We start from the raw sequence: 15,546 nt of genomic DNA on the forward strand, positions 1-15,546 counted from the left end.
GCGCGCCTGGTTTTTCGCACATACACTTTGGGGCATGAAGCTTTTCAGCCTCCCGAGCCTCCCGAGCCTCCCGAGTCTCCCGAGCCTTCTGAGCCCGGCCGAAACCCAACCGCGCTCAACAAGCCAAACCCGGGCCGCGCTGCTCGCTGCCTTGGTGCTGTTGAGCCCCGCACTGGCTGTGATCGCTCGTGGCGCCTATCGTTCACGGCCGCGGAAGGACACGTATGCGCTGGTAGTGATGGGTGCGGCGCAGTACAATGGGCGCCCCTCGCAGCAGTTTGCGGGTCGTTTGCAGTGGGCGGCTCGGCTGTGGGGTGGGTGCCGTCGGTTGGAAGTGATCACTGTTGGGGGCAAGTTGCCTGGTGACGTCCACACGGAGGCCGAGGTCGCGCGCGAGTTTTTGATCACCGAGCATGTGGATCCGCTGGCGATCACGGCGTTGCCCGTCGGCAATGACACACGCGGTTCCTTCGATGCCGTGCGCAAGCACCTGGAGCAGGTGGGTAAGCCTGGGGCGAAGTTGCTGGTGATCTCGGACCCGCTCCACGCACTGCGTTGCGAGGCCATCGGCGCCCAAGAAGGCCTCCGCGTGCGCAGTTCACCCACGCCATTTTCGCCGGTGGAGCCGCTGAGCCGCCGCTGGTTCAAAGACCTCCTCCATGAAAGCGGCGGCATGGTTGCGGTGGGTGTGGCGTGGGTCTTTGGCACGCAGGCGCGGGTTATGGTGGAGTCTGGTTTACGCGACCTCGCCGCTTCCCTGTGGCCGAGGCGGCAGAAGCGTTACGACGTGCTCAAGGCGCAACACAGCACGTCTCAGCAGAGCGAAGGGTAACAAGTATTAAGGTATGAGTGCTGTGTATGGGCCGCAGGATTGGCAGCGGAGGTTCGAGGAGGGACCGAAGGGTTCGCAACTGGTCACCCCCGGTGGGCTAGGCGGCGATGGGCGGGGGCCTTTCGCGCGCGATCGCGCCCGGGTGCTGCATTCGGCGGCGCTGCGTCGGCTCGCGGACAAGACGCAGGTTGTGGGCCCGCATGATGGCGACACCCCGCGCACGCGGCTCACGCACTCTCTGGAGGTAGCGCAGATCGCCCGCGGCATTGGCCAAGGGCTCGGCCTTGACGCTGATTTGTGTGAAATGGCTGGTTTGACGCATGATATCGGCCACCCACCGTATGGGCACAACGGGGAGAAGGCGCTGGATCAGATTTCCGACTGCGGGTTTGAGGGCAACGCCCAAACCTTGCGGATTCTGACTCGGCTGGAGCCAAAGGTGCTGGTGGGGAAGGGGTTGGAGGCGGAGTCGTTTGGGTTGAACCTCACCCGGGCGGCGCTGGACGCGGCCTGCAAGTATCCGCGCACACGCACGGCCGCGGATGGGCAGGTGAACAGGAAGTACGGCTGCTACGACGAAGACGCAGAAATACTCACCTGGATCCGCCAAGGGCACAGCGACGAGCGCCCGAGCATGGAAGCCCAGGCCATGGACTTTTCCGACGACATCGCCTACAGCGTCCACGACGTTGAAGACGGCATTGTTTCCGGGCGCATCAACCTGTCCGTGCTGTGGGACTTTGTTGAGTTGGCTGAGCTGGCGGACAAAGGTGCGCGCGCATTTGGTGGCGTGACCCCAGAACAGCTCATCGCTGCCGCAGACGGCCTCCGCGAGCTGCAGGTAGTGGGGCGCGCCGCCGATTTTGATGCCACGCTCACCGGCTTTGTGAACGTGAAGGCAATGACCTCCGAGCTGGTGGGGCGCTACGTGGGCGCGGTGGTGGAGGCCACCCGCCAGGCTAACTCTGGGCAGATCGGCCGGGTTCAGGGAAACTTGGTGGTCCCGGAGCAGGTGCTCGCCGAGGTCACGTTGCTGAAGACCATCGCCGTGCTGTACGTCATGGACAACCCCATTCACTTGCAGCGGCAGGATCACCAGCGCGACCGCATCGCCATCGCCTATGAGTACCTCATGGGCGGCGCCCCCGGAGCCCTCGACCCAATGTTCCGCCTGTGGTGGGAGCAGGCGAACACCGACTTGGAGCGCGAGCGAGTGGTGGTGGACCAGATCGCCTCCATGACTGAATCCCGCCTCGAGCGTTTGGTGGGGCAGGCGGCAGGGCTCGTCGGCTATATCACTTAGGCCACCGCACCTAGGCCACCGCACTTTGGCCACATCACTTAGGCTCAGTCCTCTATTTCCAGCTCCACGCTCAGCCCGCTGTCCCACAGTGCGGCGCAAACCCGCTGCACTTGGGGTGTGGCTTCGGTGAGCCCCCGGATCACTACGGTGCCCACCTGCGCGTGCCGGAGGGCGTCGATAAGCGCATCGATATTGCGCGCTTGCGGGGTGAAGCTCGCGCCGAAGTCCGCGGTGCTGCGGGGGTTGGTCACGATCAATCGGTTACTCGGCATCGGGGATCTCACAGAAGGATTCGTAGTGGTCATCGGTGTAGTACCAGACTTCGGGGTCGGTTTCCGTGCCGCCTCCGGTGACAATGCGGCGTTCCCCGCGGTGGCGCAGCCCAGGGGTTTCTACGGTGTACTCGCGGTAGAAGTTTCGGGATTCCTGCGGCAAATGGCCCTCGTAGTTGCCAAATCGCCGGTTGTCATTCTCGGGGTAGTCATAGGGCCCGCCTGCGAGGATGTCCTCGATCGTCTCCGTGGCCTCGGTGGGCAAGGTACCGACGGCGCAGGTGTCACCGTCCGTCACAGCGGCAGCGCGCGAAGTCGTCCCAGCAGATGCAACGGCACTGGGGGAGGTACTGGTGGCAGCACTGGAGGTAGGCGCGGAATCTTCCCCGCCCAGCGGCCAACCAACGCCGAAGCCAATGCTGGCGCCAATGATGGCCAGGATCGCCCCGAGGAGGGTCTTGATTCCCTTTGGGGGTGAGGGTTGTGATGCGGATTCTGAAGGCATGGCAACATTGTTGCACACAGGCAAGACACGCCCATTTTTGCCCCGTATGCAGGCAAAGCTGTGGCGCAACGGTGGGGGCTTGACACACCAATGTACGCTTTAGGACATGTGTGGAATCGTAGGTTTTGTAGGTACCCAACCCGCCCCAGGTGAGGTGGCTCGCAGCTACTTCGCGCTTGACGTCGTGCTTGAGGGCCTACGGCGCTTGGAATACCGCGGATACGATTCCGCAGGTGTGGCAGTGGTGGCCGATGGGCAGGTTGCTTTCCGCAAGAAGGCGGGCAAGGTGGCCATGCTCGAGGCGGAGATTGAGGCCGCACCGTTGCCGGATTCCGTGCTGGGCATCGGGCATACTCGCTGGGCTACGCACGGCGGGCCTACCGACGCCAACGCTCACCCCCATGTTGTGGATGGTGGCAAGCTCGCCCTGGTGCACAACGGCATCATTGAGAACTTTTCTGAGCTGAAATCCGAGCTGGTGGCCAAGGGGCACAGCTTTGTGTCTGAGACGGATACCGAGGTTGCGGCCGCTTTGCTCGCGGAGGCGTACGGGGAGCTCGGTGACCTCTCCGCCGCCATGCGCGCGGTGTGCAAGCGCTTCGAGGGTACGTTTACGCTGCTCGCCGTGCATGCGGATGTGCCGGACCGGATTGTGGCGGCACGTCGTGACTCGCCCCTGGTGATCGGCGTTGGCGAAGGGGAGAACTTCCTCGGCTCGGATGTCTCCGGGTTCATTGACTACACCAAGCAGGCCGTGGAAATGGCCAATGACAACGTGGTCACCGTTACCGCAGCGGGCTACGAGATCACGGACCTTGACGGCAACCCAGCCGAGGGGAAGCCCTTCACGGTGGAGTGGGACGCGCAGGCCGCCAAGAAGGATGGCTTTGACTCCTTCATGGACAAGGAAATTCACGATCAGCCAGCCGCGATCCGCGATACGCTGCTGGGCCGCTTCGATGAAAATGGCAAGCTCACCCTCGATGAACTGCGCATCGATGAGTCGCTGCTGCGAAGCGTCGATAAGATCATCGTGATCGCCTGCGGCACCGCTGCCTATGCCGGGCAGGTTGCCCGGTATGCGATTGAGCACTGGTGCCGCATCCCCACCGAGGTGGAGCTTGCGCATGAGTTCCGCTACCGCGACCCGATTGTGAATGAAAAGACGCTTGTTGTAGCCCTTTCGCAGTCTGGTGAAACCATGGACACGCTCATGGCCGTGCGCCACGCCCGCGAGCAGGGCGCAAAGGTGATCGCCATTTGTAACACCAACGGTTCCTCGATCCCGCGCGAGGCCGACGCCTCCCTTTACACCCACGCCGGCCCGGAGATCGCAGTGGCCTCCACCAAGGCCTTCCTCGCCCAGATCACCGCCACCTACCTGCTTGGTCTCTACCTCGCGCAGGTGCGTGGCAACATGTTCGCGGATGAAGTCAACGCCGTCCTCGCCGAGCTGCGCCAGATCCCGGAGAAGGTGCAACAGGTCATCGACCGCGAGGATGAGGTCAAGGCGCTCGCAGAGAACATGAAGGATGCCTCCTCAGTGCTGTTCCTGGGCCGTCACGTTGGTTTCCCAGTTGCCCTGGAGGGTGCGTTGAAGCTCAAGGAGATCGCCTACCTGCACGCTGAGGGTTTCGCCGCCGGCGAGTTGAAGCACGGCCCGATCGCATTGGTGGAGGAGGGGCAGCCGGTGTTCATTATCGCGCCTTCGCCTCGTGGCCGCGATTCCCTGCACTCCAAGGTGGTGTCAAACATCCAGGAAGTGCGCGCCCGCGGTGCCGTGACCATTGTGATTGCGGAGGAAGGCGACACCGCCGTCAATCAATACGCCAACCACGTGATTCGCGTCCCCCAGGCCCCCACGCTGATGCAGCCGCTGCTAGCTACCGTGCCGCTGCAGGTGTTTGCCTGCGCGGTGGCAACGGTCAAGGGCTATGACGTTGACCAGCCACGCAACCTCGCAAAGTCGGTCACTGTGGAGTAGTGCCGCAAGCCCGCGTGCCGACGTCGCCAAGGTCTGCTCCTGGCGGCGTCGTTTTGCGTGCGCGGCGCGAAGCTTGACGGCGGCGGTACGATATCCGGTATGGCAGCAAAGGGCAGGATTCCGGACAGCGATATCCAGGCGATTCGTGAACAGGCCCCCATTGAGGAGATTGTGGGGGAGTATGTGCAGCTCAAGCCGGCTGGCGCGGATTCCCTCAAGGGGCTTTCACCGTTTAAGGATGAAAAGACGCCCTCCTTCCACGTGCGCCCGAACCATGGGTATTTTCACTGCTTTTCCACAGGCAAGGGCGGCGACGTGTTCACCTTCCTCATGGAAGTCGAACACCTGACGTTCCCAGAGGCCGTGGAGGCGGTAGCGGAAAAGATCAACTACACGATTAACTACCAGGGCGGAACCACCGGCGGGCGGCGCGAGGAACCCGGTACGCGCAAGCGCCTGATCGAGGCGAACAGGGCTGCGCACGCCTTCTACCGTGAGCAATTGGAGACCGCAGAGGCCGCCCCCGCACGCCAATTCCTGCTGGACCGCGGCTTTTCCAAGGACCTTATCCACGAGTTCGAGTGCGGATTTGCCCCCGCCGGTTGGGATACCCTGACTAAGCACCTGCAGCGTAAGGGCTTTGCGTTCAAGGAGCTGGAGGCCGCCGGGCTTTCCACGATGGGGCGCCAGGGGCCGATTGACCGTTTCCACCGCCGCCTGCTGTGGCCCATCAAAAACGTCTCTGGCGATGTGATCGGCTTCGGCGCACGCAAGCTGTTTGACGACGACAAACTGGGCAAATACATGAACACCCCAGAGACGTTGCTCTACAAGAAGTCCAAGGTGCTCTTTGGCCTGGATGCCGCCAAGCGGCACATTGCTGAGTCACACCAAGCGGTGGTGGTGGAAGGCTACACCGACGTTATGGCGATGCATGCGGCTGGCGTCCGCACCGCCGTTGCGGCCTGTGGTACCGCATTCGGCGAGGAGCACCTGCAGATCCTGCGCCGCTACATGCTGGACGACACCTTCTTCGCCGGCTCCCTCATCTACACCTTCGACGGGGACGAAGCCGGCCAAAAAGCCGCCCTGCGCGCTTTCGAAGGCGACCAAAAATTCACCGGCCAAAGTTACGTCTCCATCGCGCCTGACGGCATGGACCCCTGCGACCTGCGCCTTGCCAAAGGCGACGCCGCCGTGCGCGAACTCGTGGCCCGCCGCCAACCGATGATCGAGTTCGTGCTGCGCAGCATGATCGTCAACTATCCCCTCGACTCCGCCGAAGGCCGCCTCCAAGCCCTGCGCCGCACCGTCCCCATTGTCGCCGACATCAAGGACGCCCCCCTGCGCACCGAATACGCCCGTCGCCTCGCCGGCCTCGTGGGCTGGCCTGACCCCAACGAGGTCCTCCAGCAAGTCCGCGCCGCCAGCCAACGCCCCAAAGAGCAGCGGCGCCGTGCAATGCGTACCGACGCGGCCCAGGCCCCCACGGCGCAGGCGCTGCTGCCGATGCCAGACCGCCGCGACCCCAAGCTCTGGCCCCAGCGCGAGGCCCTCAAACTTGCCCTGCAGCAGCCGGCCGCAGCGGGGGACTACTTTGACGGCCTCCCCGATGATGCCTTCACCCACCCCACCTACGCTGCGATCCGAGGCGCGATTGCCCAGGCGGGCGGCTGCGCCGCCGCGGTGAATGGCGCTGGGGCTGGGTGGATTTCGGCAGTGAACGACCGCCTGCGGGACATGATCGCCCAGTCCGTGGTCTCCGAGCTTGCGGTGGAACAAATCCACCTAGAGATGGACCTGGAGGAGGGCATAAATGAGGCCCTTCGCGTGCACACTGACCGCACCCTCTCGCGTCTGCATGAGCAGCGCGTGGGCAATCAGATCGCACTACTGAAGGGCCAATTACAGCGGATGCGCCCGAGCGAGGACGAGCAAACATACAACCGCATGTTTGCCGACCTCATCGCACTCGAGCAGGCCCGCCGCGAACTCCTGGACAGAGTGTTTAAATAAGCGCCTGCTTAGGCGGTGAAGGTGACTGGGACCTCCGCCTTTGGCTCGAAGTCGTTGTTTTGGTCGCCAAAGACCTTGAGCACGCAATCATCGGTGGTGCAGTCGAGGTCCTCGCCAGTGGCTGTTGCGGTGAGGGTGACGGCAGCGGCGCCGCTGGCGTCAATCGCGACGTTACCGCTGGCGTTGTTCAGCCAAGCCTGGTTCGCTGGATCAGTTTGGATGCCGGTGCACGCGGGGACGTCGGAATCTTCTGCCGAGCAAATCGCCGCATAGTAGCCACCCTCAGGCAGCAGGCCGGTGACCGTGAAGCTGAACTGCTGGCCCTCCGTGAGCTGTGCGTTGGGTAGGGAGATCTCAACGTTTTCCTCAGCTTCAGCTCCGGCTTCAGCGGAAGTGGTGGTGGAGGCCTGAGTAGGTGCGGCAACACCAGTGGCGGTGTTTACCTTCAACTCGGAATCCACCTCGCTTGGTGGGTGGCAAGCAGCGAGGGCGCTGCCAACAACGAGTGCGGCACCAGCCAAAGTCAACGAACGACGACGGGAGTAAGCCATGAGGGCCTTCCAACCTTTCCACAGAGTCAAGCGTGCAAAACGGATGAATCGGGGGCAGGCAAGCCGCCCACGCATACCCAAATATTCTACGTGAGCTGCCAACTAGATTGGGGGACTTTCACGCAAAACGTACCCCCGTGATGGGAGTACGTGCGCGAAGTTAGGGGGCTAGTCTTGGTCGGGCTCCAGCACCGTGGAGCCATCATCCTGCTTCAGGTTCCGGACTTCCTTCATTCGAGGCTGCGGATCCAACTTGTTTGCCAAGGTCTGGCGGGTGAACTTCACAGCTTGCTTTGTCACCGGCGACTCCACCGCCAGCTTATATCCCTTCTTAATCTGCTCATAACGCTTGCGCCCGGCCTTCGTGCCAAAGACATACCCAGCGGCGGCGCCCACAACAAACTGAATCACAGCGAAATGCTCTCCTTAGCCTTGCGATGTCTGTTACGTGACGTCTGCGTCAGCGATGCCTGCCCAGCGATGCCTGCTGAACGATGCCTTCGCGCACCTAGAGGCTTCCGCTGCGCTCAATCCACGTTCCATCTACGACGCCTCCACTGTACCCGAGGCCCCGAGGCCTTGTTCCGTAGTGCGGGCGCGGCGTAGGGCCCTATTGCGCGTAGGTTTTCAGGACACCTTTTGTTGTTCGGTGGAGTGGTTTGGTGAAAGGTGTCCTGGTTTCCGTCGTGGTTGGCTGAGGGCTTAGTGGTGGGGTGTGCCTTGGGTGGGTTTTCAGGACACCTTTGAGGGTTATGGGGGCGCGGCCGAGCGGAAGGTGTCCTGATTTCCGTCGCAATCGGCCTCAATCCACGAAGAAACCCACCCGGCTGCGTAGTTGCCGCAACGAGGTGGGTTGTTTTGCTCCGCCAACTGGGCTCGAACCAGTGACCCTTCGATTAACAGTCGAATGCTCTGCCAACTGAGCTATGGCGGAATGTGATGCTCTGCGCTTGCTTTGTGCTTGCGCCTTGCAACGAAAAGAAACTATATCTGCATGCATCGAACTTTCGCAAACCGGCAGTTCAGGGCCGGGAACGAGGGTGGCGGTGGTGGGGTTTCGGAATGCCAAACGCTTTGCCCTATACTGAGACAGCCTGCCTGCATAATGTCGTTGTAGACACGAACGGTGGTAATCGTTTAAGCGCGCTGGCGTGGGGCTATAGCTCAGTCGGTTAGAGCTGCGGACTCATAATCCGTTGGTCCCGGGTTCGAGCCCCGGTGGCCCCACAAACCACATTTCCCCTGGCCCCATGACCAGGGGTTTTGCCTTTCTCGGAGGGTATTGAGCGAGCTACAAGAGGTGCTTGCCCCATTTGAGTGCTTTGCTCACCAGTTTGGCGTACTGCTCGCGATTGAGTTCTTCCGGCCCTTGAATTGGGGTCAGTCGCTGGATGCTTGTGGTGCGTGCTTCCGTGTACTTCAGCAGCCCCACACTGGAGTGCCTGCGCCCCAGCCCACTTGCTTTCATGCCGCCCATGGGGGCGTCGATACTGCCGAAGGTGGCGGCGTAGCCGTCATTGATATTGACGCTACCTGCCATAATGCGCCGCGCGATGGCCTTCGCGGTGGCCGGCTTGCCGAACACGGATGCGTTGAGCCCGTAGTCGGTGGCGTTCGCGCGGGAGATCACCTCTTCAACATTCGAGTAGGGCTCAACGTAGACCACGGGCCCAAAAACTTCCTGTTTGTGGACGTCTGCGGTTTCGTTGACGCCGCTGAGAACCACCGGAGCCATGAACGACGCCCCCAGGTCCGGCAGCCGCCCACCGCAGTGCAGGGTGGCTCCGGAGTCAATGGCGTTGTTGACAAAGTCCATTGCGGCATCCACCTGCTTGGCGGAGATAAGTGAGCCCATGTCCTCGGCCCATCCGCCGGTACCGATGCGCATCTTGCGCACGGCGGCCACGAAGCCTTCCAAAAACTCTTTGTAGCGCGCCTGGTGAACATAGATGCGTTCAATCGAAATGCACAGTTGCCCTGAGTTGGAAAAGCAAGCGTTGAGCGCGCCCCTGATGGTGCTTGCCATGTTGGCGTCCTCGGTGATGATCAGCGGGTTCTTGCCGCCGAGCTCCGCGGAGTAGCCAATGAGCCGTTCGCCAGCAATTGCGCCGAGGACCCGTCCGGTTGCGGTGGAGCCGGTGAACATGAGGTAGTCGCATTGGCGGGCAATCGCGTCACCCACCACGCTGCCCGGGCCCGTGACCACCTGCAATAGGTCTTCGGGCAGGCCGGCCTCGAGTAGTAGCCGCTCGGCGAGAAGAAGCGACATCGGAGTTTGCGAATCCGGCTTAATCACCACACCGTTGCCCGCCAAAAGCGCCGGGATGGCGTCCGAAAGCGTGAGCGTAAGCGGGTAATTCCATGGGCTGATGATTCCCACTACGCCCACGGGCACATGTTCCACAACGGTGCTCGTGATCACCGGAAGCGCCCCCTTGGCCCGCCGGGGTTTCAGCAGGCTAGGGCCCTTTTTGCCGTAGTAGCGAGCGTTGATCACCGTGTCCATTACTTCTTCAAAGGCACTGGCTCGGTTCTTGCCGGTTTCCAACACGATCGTCTCCAGCAGCTCGTCTCGGTGCTCGAGCAGCAGGTCGTGCAGCCGCAAAAACACCGCAGCGCGTTCTCGCACGTCAGTCTGTGCCCACCGCTTCGCTGCCGCCCGCGCCCGGGAGAAGGCGACGTCGACGTCGGAAATGCCCATAGAAGGCACCGTGGCCAGCACCTCTCCGGTGCGAGGATTCGTGATGATGATCTCGGCGCTGCTCATGAAAACAAGGCTAGAACACGTCCATGACACGCGTAGTTAGTATTACCCCCATGCACACGATTTTTATTTCCGGAGGCGCCCGCGGAATCGGAGCGGCAGTGGCCAAACGCTTCGCCCAAGAGGGCTGGACAGTGGGAATTTACGACGTCACGCCCGAATCCCCCGAGGTCGCAGCCCTCCAAGCGCAGCATGGGGCTCGGGTGATCACAGGGGTTCTCGACGTCACCAGTGCCGAAGGTTGGGAGCGCGCGCTCGCCGACTTCACGGGGAAGACGGGCAAGCCCATTGACGTACTGCACAACAACGCGGGCGTCCTGGTTGCCGGCGACTTGGCTCAGCTGAGCCCAGATGAGGTTGCGCTGCAGATCAACGTCAATTGTTTGGGGCTCACATTGGGAGCGCGGGCGGCGAGCGAGCACCTTTCGGCCGGCGGCACACTGGTCAACATGGGGAGCGCCTCCGCGATTTACGGCCAGCCTGGAATCGCGACGTATTCCGCGAGCAAATTTTATGTTCAAGGGCTCACCGAGGCGCTCGACCTGGAATGGCGCCGGCGTGGCATCCGCGTGGTCAGCATCAACCCGCTGTGGGCCAAAACCGCATTGGCGCAGGTAGACGTTGGCTCCACCCGGCGCCTCGGCGTGCGCATCACCCCGGAGCAAGTTGCCGAAGCAGTCTGGGGCGCAGTCCACCCGGCCAATCGCTGGCAGCGCACCCAAATCCATTACGGAGTGAGCCTCACCGACCGCCTCCTGGCCACCGCCGGGCGCTTCGCCCCGCAACGACTCGCGCGGCTCATCAATCGCCTCATCGCCGGCTAAGGGTTTGCTTTCGCGACGGTTTTCAGGACACCTTTCGCCATTTTGGGGCGTGGGTTTGCCAAAGGTGTCCTGGTTTCCGTCGTTGAACGTGCAACAACTAGCCCCGCGAGGCATCAAGGTAGGTTTTCAGGACACCTTTCGGTTCCAGATGGCGCAATCACACCAAAGGTGTCCTGAAAACCGTCGTGGCCGCCAAGACAAGATCCCCGTACTACCCCCTGGTGCCGGGCTCGGATGAGGCCGTGTCCGGGGTAGGGGCTATGCTTTGTGCAACGCCGAAGGGCTAGGGAGGAACTGCCTGCCTGGAGGTGTAAAAGTCCCTAGTTTTTGAGTGCGAAGGTGCAGTAGCAACATGGAGCAGGTTCAGGTCGGCGCGATTGAGCGCACTGGCATTGAGATTGTGGGGGAGGAGCAGCGTACTGCTTCGCCGAGGCAGCTATTTTTGCCGTGGTTTGCGTCGAACATTTCGGTGTTCACCATGAGCTATGGCGCTTGGGTGTTGGGCTTCGGTATTTCGGTTGCGCAGGCCACGGTGGTGGCGGTGCTTGGTGTGATTTTGTCGTTCGTTGTGTGCGGTGTGATTGCGCTCGGCGGCAAGCGTGGGTCGGTGCCAACTATGGTTATGTCGCGTTCTGCATTTGGTGTGCAGGGAGCGAAGATTCCGGGCATCGTTTCCTGGCTGGTTTCGATTGGTTGGGAAACCTCACTTGCAATTACGGCGGTGCTGGCTACAGCAACGGTTTTTGAGCGCCTCGGCTGGATGACGGACAGCATGACCTTGCTGAACGTCATCGCTTCGGTAACAGTGGCCGTGCTGATCGTCCTCGGTGCGGTGGCGGGATATCACGTCATTATGCGGATGCAGTCCGTGCTCACATGGCTGACGGGTTTCACCACGATCATTTATGTGATTTTGGTGTTCCCGGCAATCGACTGGCAGGCCGTAGGCAGCATGGAATCTGGTTCGCTGCCAGGCATGATCGGTGGCATGACGTTGGTCATGACCGGCACCGGCCTGGGCTGGGTGAACATCGCTGCGGATTGGTCGCGGTATCAATCTCGCAGCACCAAGGATTCGTCGATTGTGTTTTGGAATACCCTCGGCGGCTCCCTGGGGCCTGCAGTGCTGATTTCCTTCGGTTTGCTGCTGGCTGGGTCCTCAAGTGAGCTTTCGGAAAACGTGGGTCTGGACCCTATTGGTGCGCTTTCTGCGCTGCTGCCTACGTGGTTCCTTCTGCCGTTTTTGCTTACCGCGATCCTTTCGCTTCTCTCCGGTGCGATCAACGGCATCTACTCTTCAGGCCTCACGCTTCTCACCTTGGGAATCAAAGTTCCGCGCCCGCTGGCTTCCCTCATCGACGGCCTGATCCTCACCGCCGGCACAATCTACGTGGTGTTCTTCTCCCCAACATTCATTGGCCCATTCCAATCCTTCCTGGTCACCTTGGGTGTGCCACTGGCGGCGTGGGCGGGCATCATGATGGCGGACATCGCTCTGCGCAAGCAACCCTACGACGAACAGGCACTCTTTGACAGCGAGGGCCGCTACGGCGCGTTCAACGGCGTGTCCCTGGTGCTGATGGCCATCGCGTGCGTGGTTGGCTGGGGCCTCGTGATCAACACCTACTCCGACGCACCATTCAATGACTGGCAGGGTTACCTCCTTTTCCTCATCGGCGGCAAGGAAGGCGAATGGGCCTACGGCAACATTGGCGTGATCATTGCTCTGATCATTGGTTTCGTTGGCTACTGGCTGGGGTGCGCATCCAAGGTCCGCGCCCAGGAACGCCGCTAGGCGCCTGCCGACGCTGCCAGCGTGCGAACTTCGGCGGCGTCGGCACGCGCGTTCCGCGAGGGAGGGGCGAGCGAGAAACCCGGTGGCACTATGATGGGCACACATGACGGACTTTGCGCAATGGCCCTGTGAACATGTGAGCGCGGCGAGCACGTTTGGGGTGCACTACGGCGAGCTGGATCGGGTGTATGAGCTGGCGAGCGTGACGAAGCTGCTCAGCGCGTACGCGGTGCTCGTTGCGGTGGAAGAGGAAGCAATTGCCCTGGAGGATCGCATCGGCCCCACCAACGCGACGGTCGCTGAGTTGCTCAGCCACACCGGCGGGGTGGGATTCCAACGCCAGGACAGCACGAGGGAGCCGAATACGCGCCGGGTGTACTCCTCATATGGCTTCGAACTAGTGGCAGAGCACCTCGAGCAGGCTGCGGGGATGCCTTTTGCTCAATACCTCGACGAGGCGCTGTGCCAGCCGCTCGGGATGGGGCGCACCGAACTGTGGGGTTCGCCTGGGCACGAGGCCCGCTCCACGGCCAATGACCTGTTGCGTTTTGCCAAGGAGGTGCTGCGCCCAACTTTGCTGCACCCCAGCACCGTGCGAAATGCCATACAAAACCACGGTGGCGACCTCCCCGGCGTTGTACCAGGTTACGGCAATCAGAAGCCCTGCCCTTGGGGCCTCGGGTTTGAAATTAAGGGGAGCAAATCGCCGCACTGGACCGGCACCCAAATGCCGGAGGGCACAGTGGGCCACTTTGGGCAGTCGGGGACGTACCTGTGGATTGAGCCCAAGGCAGGGCACGCCGCGGTGGTGCTCACCGACCGCGCCTTCGGCGACTGGGCCAAGCCCCTGTGGGCGGACACCAACGACGAACTGTGGCGCACCGCCACCTAGAGCGCCTAGAACTTTCAACGAGCACTTGAGCAAATGGGGGTGTGAAGTGGTGATTGAGAGTTGATGGGGGAATGCGCAAGGGGGCAGAATCGCGGGCAACACTAGGGATGTTCCCGCGGATGTTCCCGCTGAAGCACGAGGCGTTGGGGAAGACGAAACTCGTCTCAACAGCACAGTTTTCGCTGTTGGTACTCAGTAAAGGGGCCACCCCATGGAGTTGCTCTCCTGCGCGCTGCTCACCATTGCAGATGCGCCTGCCGCGGCGCGCCCTGCGGTTGAAGCCGCGATTGCCGCAACGTTGCGCAGCGCCCCGCCGCTGGCTTTGGGCGCTGCTTTCGCGACCGCACCGGACCCTCGTGGCAGCCACTCTCTTGCCCCTTCGGTGTGGGACGCGGCGTTTTGCCGTTGGGAAGTCCAGGGGCGCTGGCCGCGTCGGATAGCGTGCACCCAGCCTTTGTACGCAACGCCGGCTGAGCTACGCCTCCTCGACGACGCCCTCGCCGACCTCGCCCACGCCATGGACTTTCGCTGCGAGCTCTCCTTCCTCGACGCAGCAGCAGCCTAAGCGCTGTGGCCGTAGTGGCCGTCGCTGAAGGGGTCCAAGATGCGCGTGCTGAGCTCGGCCACGGAATCCACTACGTCGGTGGGGCGGTAGGGGTATTTGTTGATTTCGTGTTCGTCGGAAATGCCCGTGCGCACGAGGATGGTTCGCATGCCGGCTTCGAGGCCGCAGCGGACGTCGGTGTCCATGCGGTCGCCGATCATCACGGAATGCTCCGAGTGCGCGCCGATCGCGTTGAGCGCCGAGCGCATCATCACCGGGTTTGGCTTGCCCACGTAGTACGGGTCCTTGCCGGTGGCGGCGGTGATCAGGGCCGCGACCGCACCCGTGGCAGGCAGGACGCCGTGCGGGGCAGGGCCGGTGACGTCGGGGTTCGTGCAAATGAAGCGCGCGCCGGCGTTGATCAGGTTGATCGCGGTGGTGATCGCCTCGAAAGAATAGGTGCGTGTTTCGCCGAGCACCACGAAATCGGGGTTGGAATCCGAGAGCACAAAGCCGTGATCGTGCAGCTCGGTGGTCAGCCCGGACTCGCCTACAACATACGCGGTGCCATCTTTGGCCTGCTGCGAAAGGAACACCGCCGTTGCTGTAGCCGAGGTCCAAATCCGCTCCGGCGGAATGTCCAATCCCGTCTGACGCAGGCGCGCGGCCAAATCGCGCTGCGTGTGGATCGAATTGTTCGTGAGCACCAAAAACTCAATCCCATGTTCCTCAAGCGCACCAATAAACGCATCCGCCCCAGGAATCATCTCCCCTTCGCGAATGAGCACGCCATCCATGTCCGTCAAATACGCGATCGTCATTGTCCATCTCCTCGCCGATCAATCAATTCGCACAACTCATCCAGCGACCTCAGCCCCAGAAACTCCTCCTCCGAAATCCTGATCTGAAACTCCTGCTGCACGCGCACGGCCAGCTCAATCCTCTCCAGCGAATCCAGCCCAGACTCCTCCAGGGTCGCCCCCATCGGCACTTCCTCCGGCAGCAGCGCCCGCAAGCGTACCGACGTCTCCGCCTCCGCCTTCCGGCCCCCTCCTTCCCCAGACGAAACATCTTCCCGGCCCGTCTGCTCTTTGGCCTGCTGACTAGCCTGCTGGTGCTGGTGTTGGGTCAGTGCCGCGAGCTGCTCCTGCAACGACGCCATCAGTGTCCTTTCCGCTGTGCTTCCTGGCCAATTGCCAACGAGGTTAAGCCTACCTGCCCTCTGGGTTGGTTTTCAGGACACCTTTGCCTCAGCAGCGCCCTG

At 62.1% G+C, this 15,546-nt stretch carries 15 protein-coding genes and 2 tRNA genes; 9 read left to right on the forward strand and 8 right to left on the reverse strand.

Annotated elements, in window-relative coordinates; genetic code table 11:
* The first annotated feature begins 34 nt into the window (after positions 1–34).
* On the forward strand, positions 35–832 hold the full coding sequence (locus NQ050_RS03710) for a YdcF family protein (RefSeq protein WP_257037941.1): 798 nt from the start codon (positions 35–37) through the stop codon (positions 830–832).
* A gap of 13 nt (positions 833–845) precedes the next feature.
* On the forward strand, positions 846–2,135 hold the full coding sequence (locus tag NQ050_RS03715; protein WP_257037942.1) for a deoxyguanosinetriphosphate triphosphohydrolase: 1,290 nt from the start codon (positions 846–848) through the stop codon (positions 2,133–2,135).
* 44 nt (positions 2,136–2,179) lie between these two features.
* On the opposite strand, the gene NQ050_RS03720 is transcribed toward NQ050_RS03715, so the two are convergent.
* Complete coding sequence (locus NQ050_RS03720) at positions 2,180–2,386, reverse strand: hypothetical protein (protein WP_257037943.1); 207 nt, start codon at positions 2,384–2,386, stop codon at positions 2,180–2,182.
* A 10-nt stretch (positions 2,387–2,396) separates the two neighbouring features.
* The gene (locus tag NQ050_RS03725; protein ID WP_257037944.1) at positions 2,397–2,912 is read right to left on the reverse strand and encodes a ribonuclease domain-containing protein; all 516 of its coding nucleotides are present in this window, start codon (positions 2,910–2,912) and stop codon (positions 2,397–2,399) included.
* Between the two features lie 106 nt (positions 2,913–3,018).
* On the opposite strand from NQ050_RS03725, the gene glmS reads away from it, so the two are divergent.
* Together glmS and dnaG are read left to right on the forward strand one after the other, a co-directional pair.
* Entirely contained in the window at positions 3,019–4,896 is a 1,878-nt protein-coding gene (gene glmS, locus NQ050_RS03730; RefSeq protein ID WP_257037945.1) for a glutamine--fructose-6-phosphate transaminase (isomerizing), read from the forward strand.
* 99 nt (positions 4,897–4,995) lie between these two features.
* Complete coding sequence (dnaG, locus tag NQ050_RS03735; protein WP_257037946.1) at positions 4,996–6,912, forward strand: DNA primase; 1,917 nt, start codon at positions 4,996–4,998, stop codon at positions 6,910–6,912.
* Positions 6,913–6,920: 8 nt separating this feature from the next.
* On the opposite strand, the gene NQ050_RS03740 is transcribed toward dnaG, so the two are convergent.
* From NQ050_RS03740 to NQ050_RS03750, 3 genes are all read right to left on the reverse strand, one after another.
* Positions 6,921–7,463, reverse strand: coding sequence for a thiamine biosynthesis protein (locus tag NQ050_RS03740; protein WP_257037947.1), 543 nt, complete (start codon positions 7,461–7,463; stop codon positions 6,921–6,923).
* Between the two features lie 168 nt (positions 7,464–7,631).
* Positions 7,632–7,874: a hypothetical protein gene (locus NQ050_RS03745; RefSeq protein ID WP_257037948.1), complete on the reverse strand. Its 243-nt coding sequence runs from the start codon at positions 7,872–7,874 to the stop codon at positions 7,632–7,634.
* Positions 7,875–8,324: 450 nt separating this feature from the next.
* Positions 8,325–8,397: transfer RNA gene (locus NQ050_RS03750), tRNA-Asn, on the reverse strand.
* Between the two features lie 219 nt (positions 8,398–8,616).
* Here NQ050_RS03750 and NQ050_RS03755 point away from each other — a divergent pair.
* Positions 8,617–8,690 (forward strand) — tRNA-Ile (locus NQ050_RS03755).
* A 64-nt stretch (positions 8,691–8,754) separates the two neighbouring features.
* Here NQ050_RS03755 and NQ050_RS03760 read toward each other — a convergent pair.
* Positions 8,755–10,230: a succinic semialdehyde dehydrogenase gene (locus NQ050_RS03760; protein WP_257037949.1), complete on the reverse strand. Its 1,476-nt coding sequence runs from the start codon at positions 10,228–10,230 to the stop codon at positions 8,755–8,757.
* Positions 10,231–10,280: 50 nt separating this feature from the next.
* Here NQ050_RS03760 and NQ050_RS03765 point away from each other — a divergent pair, with 50 nt between their 5' ends.
* The 4 genes from NQ050_RS03765 (at position 10,281) to NQ050_RS03780 (ending at position 14,303) form a co-directional block, all read left to right on the forward strand.
* Entirely contained in the window at positions 10,281–11,051 is a 771-nt protein-coding gene (locus tag NQ050_RS03765) for an SDR family oxidoreductase (RefSeq protein WP_257037950.1), read from the forward strand.
* Between the two features lie 352 nt (positions 11,052–11,403).
* Positions 11,404–12,846, forward strand: a complete 1,443-nt coding sequence (locus tag NQ050_RS03770) for a cytosine permease (protein WP_257037951.1) — start codon at positions 11,404–11,406, stop codon at positions 12,844–12,846.
* Between the two features lie 103 nt (positions 12,847–12,949).
* Entirely contained in the window at positions 12,950–13,738 is a 789-nt protein-coding gene (locus NQ050_RS03775; protein ID WP_257037952.1) for a serine hydrolase, read from the forward strand.
* 211 nt (positions 13,739–13,949) lie between these two features.
* The gene (locus NQ050_RS03780) at positions 13,950–14,303 is read left to right on the forward strand and encodes a hypothetical protein (RefSeq protein ID WP_257037953.1); all 354 of its coding nucleotides are present in this window, start codon (positions 13,950–13,952) and stop codon (positions 14,301–14,303) included.
* On the opposite strand, the gene NQ050_RS03785 is transcribed toward NQ050_RS03780, so the two are convergent.
* Positions 14,300–15,103 carry an HAD-IIA family hydrolase gene (locus NQ050_RS03785; protein ID WP_257037954.1) on the reverse strand — a complete coding sequence of 268 codons (804 nt, stop codon included), beginning with the start codon at positions 15,101–15,103 and terminating at the stop codon, positions 14,300–14,302. The two genes, NQ050_RS03780 and NQ050_RS03785, sit on opposite strands and share 4 nt — an antisense overlap.
* On the reverse strand, positions 15,100–15,444 hold the full coding sequence (locus tag NQ050_RS03790) for an acyl carrier protein (protein ID WP_257037955.1): 345 nt from the start codon (positions 15,442–15,444) through the stop codon (positions 15,100–15,102). Before NQ050_RS03790 ends, NQ050_RS03785 begins: the two co-directional genes overlap by 4 nt.
* Positions 15,445–15,546: the final 102 nt, after the last annotated feature.

It is taken from the genome of Corynebacterium sp. 122RC1, assembly GCF_024580955.1.
Classification (GTDB): domain Bacteria; phylum Actinomycetota; class Actinomycetes; order Mycobacteriales; family Mycobacteriaceae; genus Corynebacterium; species Corynebacterium kozikiae.